Here is a 6560-nt window from a genome sequence, read left to right as displayed (position 1 = left end):
CTGTGGGGGACTTCTCGGAGGGAGGGCTTTTGCGCGGGCCGGTGGGAACGGCTTGGGCGAGGCGAGACGTAGCGGTCTATCGGAGCGATGTGTGGCTGCTCAACGGGGCGATGTGCGGCGGCTTTGACGGCCGGGACTCTCGCGTACGGCCCGATTCACCGGCCGAGGGTCACCGGAAGGCTCGCCAGGCCGCGCATCAAGCGCGTGCGGCGCCACTCCAGCGCATCCCAACTGGCCACCGCCGGACGGATGCCGGGGAAACGCGTCAGCAGCACCTCGAAGGCGATCCGGGCCTCGACGCGGGCCAACGGCGCACCGAGGCAGTGGTGCGGACCGTGTCCGAACGAGAGATGTCCACCCGAGCGCTCGGCACCCTCGGAATGCCGGCCGCGCTGGGGGCCGTTCGGGCACTGGGGACCGTTCGGATGCTCGGGACGGGGCGGGCTCTCGGGGGGTTGAGGCCGGCCGGGGTCGTTCGGACGCTCGGGACGGTCCGGGCGCGCCGTACGGATGTGACGGTCCAGTCGTACCTCGTCCGGCGCGGAGAACTGCGCCGGATCACGATTGGCGGCCCCGGGGGACACCAGAACCACCTCCCCCGCGCCGATCCGGGCGCCGCCGAGTTCGATCGGTTCGGTGGCAAAGCGGAAGGTCGCGAGGGTGATCGGGGCGTCGTGGCGCAGAAACTCCTCGACCGCGGCGGGCAGCAGGCCGGGATCGGCCCGGAGGCGGGAGCGGAGCGCGTCGTCCTGGAGCAGGGCCAGCATGCCGTTGCCGATGAGGTGGGTCGTCGTCTCGTGGCCCGCGACCACCAACAGCACGGCCAGGGACACGAGTTCGGCCTCGGACAGCTGGTCCGCCTCGTCGCGGGCGGCGATCAGACCGCTGAGGACGTCGTCCCCGAGGTCCTGGCGCCGGGCCGCGATCAGCTCTGTCATGTAGTCGCTGAGGGCGTGCGACGCGCGGTCCACGGTGTCCGGGGCCGCCGCGGCGAACAGGTCATGGGACCAGCGCCGGACCGCCGCACGGTCCGGCTCCGGTACCCCCAGCAGCTCGCTGATCACCGCGATCGGCAGCGGCACGGCGAACTCCTCGACCAGATCCGCCGACCCGCGCGCGGCCAGTGCGTCGGCCAGCTCCTCCGCGATCGCACGGATGCGGGGCTCCAGCCGTGCGACGGCCGCCGGAGTGAACGCCTTCATCGCCAGCTTCCGGAGCCGGCCGTGGTGCGGCGGGTCGGTGGCGAGCATGGTCCGGCTGACGGCGGGGGCCAGGTTGCGCTTGCCGGGCCGGTCGGCGAAGTAGCGGGCGGTGTCCTTCGACAACCGCGCGTCCGCCAGCGCGGACCGGGCCTCCGCCCATCCGGTCACGACCCATGTCGTACGGCCGTTGCCCGTCCTCACCTGCTGCACGGGACCGCGCGACCGCAAGGCGGCGAGCAGCGGATACGGGTCCCGGGAGAACTCGGCTGAGTCCATGGGGTTGTTCACGGTCGGCCTCTTGTCCCCTCGTCGAAGAGGCAGGTTCCGGGGCCTTGCGGACCAGCCGCCCGCTCCGTGCCACTGCCACCCGGCCAGCCTAGTGAATGCTTGCCGGGGCAAGGACTGGTGCGCACGGCGGCCACTGATGCTCACGGCGGCTGTCGAAATGCGCGAGCGCGGAGCCCGGCGCACGCTGGATGCATGACTGAGCACCCGCCCGTCATCGTGCACCCGCCGACGCCCTCCGGTGGCCGACGGGTGACCGTACGTGGGCAGATCGTCGGCCTGGCTCACGGCCGTGGCGATGTCGCCGAATTCCTCCGCCGCGCGGGCGTCGCCGGGCAGGCCGAGGACATTGCGCTGGACGATCCCCGCCTCGTCGAATGGCGCGGCGGCTCGCTGGACGACTGGCCGATGCCGCCCGCCTGACGCGGCGAGCCGTGCCTCCGGGCAGCGGCCGGGACGACGGCGCGACAGAGACGACGGCGCGGCTGAGGCTCGGGCGGACGGGCCACGACGGGTACGCCACCCTCTGTGGTCGTAGCCGTAGCCGTAGCCACCTTCCGGAGCCGGAGCGGAGCCGTAGCCACACCTCCTGAAACCCGTGCTGGTGGCGAGACATACGCTGGTGAGCGGCGGTCGCAAGGCTGTCAGTTCATGAGCTGCGGCAGAAGAGGGCGGGAGTACGGCGTGAGTGACAGCGGGGACACAGGGGACAGCGGCTACGGTGACGACGGTATGAGCAGCCGCGGCTCGTCGTCGAGCAGCCTCCCGAGCGTGAGCGTCCTGCGGAGGGCAATGCGCTGGGAGACGCTCGCGCTGGTCGTGTTCCTGGTGGTCCTGGCAGCGATTGCGTCGTAGGGCGTCCGCGCGGTCCGCCTGACGCGAGTGCGCCCCGCGCGCCGTGCCGAGCCGTGCCGATCCGTGCCCAGCCGTTCCGACCCGGCCTGCTCCACGGAACTGCGGTCGACTGCCGGGGACTTCGCCCCCCGAGCACCGCCGCTTCCCGCGCCCCCACATCCGATCCGGCCGCGATCCGTATGACTGTGACCAGGTCCGGCAGCGCAGCGACCCGTACGACCGTGACCGGGTCCGGCCGCGACCCCCTACCCTCGCGACCCGGCCGTGCCGCGACCCGTACGCCCGTGAACCGACGCCCGTGTCCGTTCCCCTGTGCTCAGGCTCTCCGGGCTGCTGAACGCGCCGTCCGATTTCCGCCAGCGTCGCCGTCTGACCTGCTGCACAGTGGACTCCGTGATGCATGAGGACAGCAGGTACGAGGCGGTGCGCAGCAGGGACGCCAGATTCGACGGTGCCTTCTTCTTCGCGGTGTCCACGACCGGGATCTACTGCCGGCCGAGCTGCCCCGCCACCACGCCCCGACGCCGGAATGTCGCCTTCTTTCCGACCGCCGCGGCCGCCCAGGGCTCCGGTTTCCGCGCCTGCCGGCGCTGCCGCCCCGACGCGGTGCCCGGCTCCGCGGAGTGGAATGCCCGCGCCGATGTCGTCGGGCGGGCGATGCGGCTGATCAGCGATGGTGTGGTCGACCGGGAAGGGGTCTCCGGGCTGGCGGCCCGGCTCGGCTACAGCGCCCGGCAGGTGCAGCGGCAGCTGAACGCCGAGCTGGGCGCCGGTCCCGTGGCGCTGGCGCGGGCCCAGCGCGCGCACACCGCCCGGGTCCTGCTCCAGACCACCGGTCTGCAAGCGGCCGACATCGCCTTTGCGGCCGGGTTCGCCAGCGTGCGGCAGTTCAACGACACCATCAAGGAGATCTACGCACTGACCCCGAGCGAGCTGCGCGCCGCCCGCCCCGGAAAGACGGCCCGATATGGCCCGGTGGCGCCGCATGCCATGCCCGGGGTGCTGCCGCTGCGGCTGGCCTTCCGCGGTCCGTACGCGGCACGGCAACTGTTCGACCACCTCCAGCGGCGCGCCCTCACCGGCATCGAGGAGGTCAGCGGCGAGCCCGGCGCCCGCACCTACCGGCGCACCCTGCGGCTGCCGAACGGCACCGGTATCGCCGAGGTCGACGAGGCGGCCGGCGACGGCTGGCTGGACTGCCGGCTGCGCCTCACCGAACTGCGCGACCTCACCACCGCCGGCCAGCGGGTGCGGCGCCTCTTCGACCTGGACGCCGACCCGTACGCGGTCGCCGAGCGGCTCGCCGAGGACCCCGTCCTGGCACGGCTGGTGGCCGAGCGCCCCGGACTGCGTTCCCCGGGCGCCGCCGCCCCGGACGAACTCGCGGTCCGGGCCGTACTCGGCCAGCAGGTCTCGGTCGCGGTCGGCCGCACTCTCGGCGCCGCCCTGGTCGCCGCGTACGGCGAACCGCTGCCGGAGCCGTCCGGTGCGCTCACCCATCTCTTCCCTCGCGTCGACGACCTGGCGGGGGCCTCGCTCGCGGAACTCGGCATGCCCGAGTCCCGGCGGACGACCCTGCGCACCCTCGGTGCCGCGCTCGCCGACGGCACCGTCACGCTGGACACCGGAGCCGACCGGGACGAGGCCGAGCGCGCGCTGCTCGGGCTGCGCGGCATCGGCCCGTGGACCGCCGGCTACATCCGGATGCGCGCCCTCGGGGACCCCGATGTGCTGCTGACCGGCGATGTGGCCGTACGGGCCGGTATGCGCCGGGCCGGAGTCCCGACGGACGGTCCGGCAGCGCGGGCGGACTCCTGGCGCCCCTGGCGCTCCTACGCCATGCACCACTTCTGGAACGTGCCGGCCACACGGCCGGCGCGCACCCACCCCTCCACTACGGAAAGCACAGGACCATGACGCTCTACACCACCCTCGACAGCCCGCTGGGAGAACTCCTGCTGGTGGGCGAGGAATCGGCCACCGCACCGGGCGGTACCGCGCTCGCCTCGCTGACCGTGCCCGGCCAGAAGGGCGGTGCGACCGTCCAGGACGGCTGGACGTACGACCCCGAGGCCTTCGCCGAGATCGCCCGCCAGCTCCGCGCCTACTTCGACGGGAAGCTGACCCGTTTCGGCATCGAGTACGCACCGACCCGGGGCACGGACTTCCAACGGCGCGTGTGGAAGGCCCTGGAGGCCGTTCCGTACGGCACCACGACCACGTACGGGGCGATTGCCGCCGACGTCGGTGCGGCGCGGGGCGCGGTGCGCGCCGTCGGCACGGCGATCGGCGCGAACCCGCTGCTCGTCGTCCGGCCCTGCCACCGTGTGATCGCCGCGGACGGGTCCCTGTCGGGTTACGCGGCGGGCCCCGTCCGCAAGCGGCAACTCCTCGGCATCGAGGGTGTCGCGCCGGACGCCGGCTGAGCCCGCTGTACGGGACGCGGCCCCGCCCCTCGTGAACCGCCCCGCCCGAAGCCCCATTGGAGCACGTCATGTCCACCACGACCACCACGAACACCACGAACACCACGACTGCCAAGCGCCGAGCCCGCACCGCCTCGCTCGCCGAGCGCGTCGGGGCCGCCGACTGGACGGCGCTGGCCGACGAACTCGACACCCTGGGCTGTGCGTTGACCCCTCGTCTGCTCAGCCCGGCCGACTGCCGCGACCTCATCGCGCTGTACGACCGGCCCTCCCGCTTCCGCTCGACCATCGACATGGCACGGCACCGCTTCGGCTCGGGCCAGTACCGCTACTTCGCCGACCCACTACCCGAGCCGGTCCGGGCCCTGCGCGAGGCGTTCTACCCGCACCTGCTGCGGACGGCGCGTGACTGGGCGGACAAGCTCGGCAGACCGGCGCCCTGGCCGGACACCCTGGGGGAGTGGCTCACCCTGTGCCATGAGGCCGGGCAGGCCAAGTCCTCGCAGATTCTGCTCCGTTACGGGGCGGGCGACTGGAACGCGCTGCACCGGGACATCTTCGGGGACATGGTCTTCCCCCTCCAGGTCGTCATCGGCCTGGACGAGCAGGGCACCGACTACACCGGCGGTGAGTTCCTGCTCGTCGAGCAGCGGCCCCGCGCACAGTCCCGCGGCACCACCACCGTCCTGCCGCAGGGCCACGGGCTGATCTTCACCACCCGCGACCGCCCCGTACGCTCCGCCCGCGGCTGGTCGGCCGGTCCGGTACGCCACGGTGTGAGCACCGTCCGCTCGGGCCAACGGCACTCCCTGGGCCTGGTCTTCCATGACGCCTGACGACGCCGAGGATTGCGCCGGACCCAAGACCGTCCCGGCGGGTCAGAGAATGGAGCCGCCGGTGACGTCCAAGCGCTGACCGGTGATCCAGCGGGAGTCGTCCGAGGCCAGGAACGCGGCGACGTCCGCGATGTCCGTGGGGCGGCCGATCCGGTTGAACACCGAATAGGCCGCCAGCGCGGCCCGCCCCTCGGGTGTCGCCCGACGCGCCGCGGTCACATCGGTCTCGACCCAGCCGGGGGCGATGGTGTTCACCGTGATCCCGCGCTCACCGAGGTCCTTGGCGAGGGCGAGGGTGAGGGTCTCCAGCGCACCCTTGGACATGCTGTAGGCCATCTGTGACGGGTGCGCCGTGCTCGTCACCGCTGACGAGATGTTGATGATGCGTCCGCCGTCCCGCATCCGGCGCAGGCCGTGCTGGATGATGAAGAGCGGGGCCCTGGTGTTGACCGCGAGGGTGCGGTCGAACTCCTCGTAGGTCACCGCATCGATGCGCGCGGGGAAGTTGAGCGCCGCGTTGTTGACGAGGATGTCGAGGCCGGGTTCCGCACCGCAGGCGGCGAGTTCGGTGTCGAAGGCAGCGAAGAGGGCTTCGACATCACCGGGGATCCCCAGTTCGGCGCGGAGGGGGAAGGCCCGGCCGCCCGCGCTCGTGATGCTTTCCACCGTCTCCTTTGCCGCGACGTCATTACTGCCGTAGTGGACGGCGATCAGCGCACCGTCCTTGGCAAGGCGCTGGGCGATGCCCCGGCCGATGCCGCGGCTGGATCCCGTCACCAGCGCGGTCTTTCCGTTGAGGTCACCCATGCTCGTTCGGCCTTTCAGTTTCCTGCTGGGGGCGTGCTACCGCCGGTTACTGTCGATTGCTGTGATGTTCTTCGGCAGCCGGGGCCGGCTGCCGAACGCTGCACGAGCTGCTGTCGTTCACTACGTGCTTGCTCATGTCGCGCGGTCCG

The 6560-nt window shown here is 72.4% G+C and carries 7 protein-coding genes; 5 read left to right on the top strand and 2 right to left on the bottom strand.

The genetic code is table 11. The features are described from left to right. Window positions 1-155: 155 nt before the first annotated feature. Window positions 156-1478 (bottom strand): cytochrome P450, encoded by a 1323-nt coding sequence (locus M8I34_RS05480; RefSeq protein ID WP_250048152.1) that lies wholly within the window; start codon window positions 1476-1478, stop codon window positions 156-158. 204 nt (window positions 1479-1682) lie between these two features. Between M8I34_RS05480 and M8I34_RS05475 the strand changes: the two genes are divergently transcribed. The 5 genes from M8I34_RS05475 (at window position 1683) to M8I34_RS05455 (ending at window position 5604) form a co-directional block, all read left to right on the top strand. Further along, complete coding sequence (locus M8I34_RS05475) at window positions 1683-1910, top strand: hypothetical protein (RefSeq protein WP_030982381.1); 228 nt, start codon at window positions 1683-1685, stop codon at window positions 1908-1910. A gap of 261 nt (window positions 1911-2171) precedes the next feature. After that, the gene (locus tag M8I34_RS05470; protein ID WP_250048151.1) at window positions 2172-2342 is read left to right on the top strand and encodes a hypothetical protein; all 171 of its coding nucleotides are present in this window, start codon (window positions 2172-2174) and stop codon (window positions 2340-2342) included. A gap of 396 nt (window positions 2343-2738) precedes the next feature. Next, on the top strand, window positions 2739-4259 hold the full coding sequence (locus M8I34_RS05465; protein WP_250048167.1) for an AlkA N-terminal domain-containing protein: 1521 nt from the start codon (window positions 2739-2741) through the stop codon (window positions 4257-4259). Then, window positions 4256-4768 (top strand): methylated-DNA--[protein]-cysteine S-methyltransferase, encoded by a 513-nt coding sequence (locus tag M8I34_RS05460; protein ID WP_244417180.1) that lies wholly within the window; start codon window positions 4256-4258, stop codon window positions 4766-4768. The genes M8I34_RS05465 and M8I34_RS05460 overlap by 4 nt, the downstream gene beginning before the upstream one ends. 68 nt (window positions 4769-4836) lie before the next feature. Then, complete coding sequence (locus tag M8I34_RS05455) at window positions 4837-5604, top strand: 2OG-Fe(II) oxygenase (protein ID WP_250048150.1); 768 nt, start codon at window positions 4837-4839, stop codon at window positions 5602-5604. Window positions 5605-5646: 42 nt separating this feature from the next. Here M8I34_RS05455 and M8I34_RS05450 read toward each other — a convergent pair whose 3' ends face one another. After that, complete coding sequence (locus M8I34_RS05450; RefSeq protein WP_250048149.1) at window positions 5647-6411, bottom strand: SDR family oxidoreductase; 765 nt, start codon at window positions 6409-6411, stop codon at window positions 5647-5649. Window positions 6412-6560 lie beyond the last annotated feature (149 nt).

Source organism: Streptomyces sp. MCA2, assembly GCF_023544705.1.
Taxonomy (GTDB): domain Bacteria; phylum Actinomycetota; class Actinomycetes; order Streptomycetales; family Streptomycetaceae; genus Streptomyces; species Streptomyces decoyicus.
The sequence above is the reverse complement of the archived record's forward strand: the minus strand, read 5'-3'. Positions and strand labels throughout refer to the sequence as shown.

Excerpts from the sequence above, each read along its gene's own strand:
- M8I34_RS05450 (WP_250048149.1), bottom strand. The coding sequence starts at position 6,411 with ATGGGTGACCTCAACGGAAAGACCGCGCTGGTGACGGGATCCAGCCGC.
- M8I34_RS05480 (WP_250048152.1), bottom strand. The coding sequence starts at position 1,478 with ATGGACTCAGCCGAGTTCTCCCGGGACCCGTATCCGCTGCTCGCCGCC.
- M8I34_RS05465 (WP_250048167.1), top strand. The coding sequence starts at position 2,739 with ATGCATGAGGACAGCAGGTACGAGGCGGTGCGCAGCAGGGACGCCAGA.
- M8I34_RS05460 (WP_244417180.1), top strand. The coding sequence starts at position 4,256 with ATGACGCTCTACACCACCCTCGACAGCCCGCTGGGAGAACTCCTGCTG.
- M8I34_RS05475 (WP_030982381.1), top strand. The coding sequence starts at position 1,683 with ATGACTGAGCACCCGCCCGTCATCGTGCACCCGCCGACGCCCTCCGGT.
- M8I34_RS05455 (WP_250048150.1), top strand. The coding sequence starts at position 4,837 with ATGTCCACCACGACCACCACGAACACCACGAACACCACGACTGCCAAG.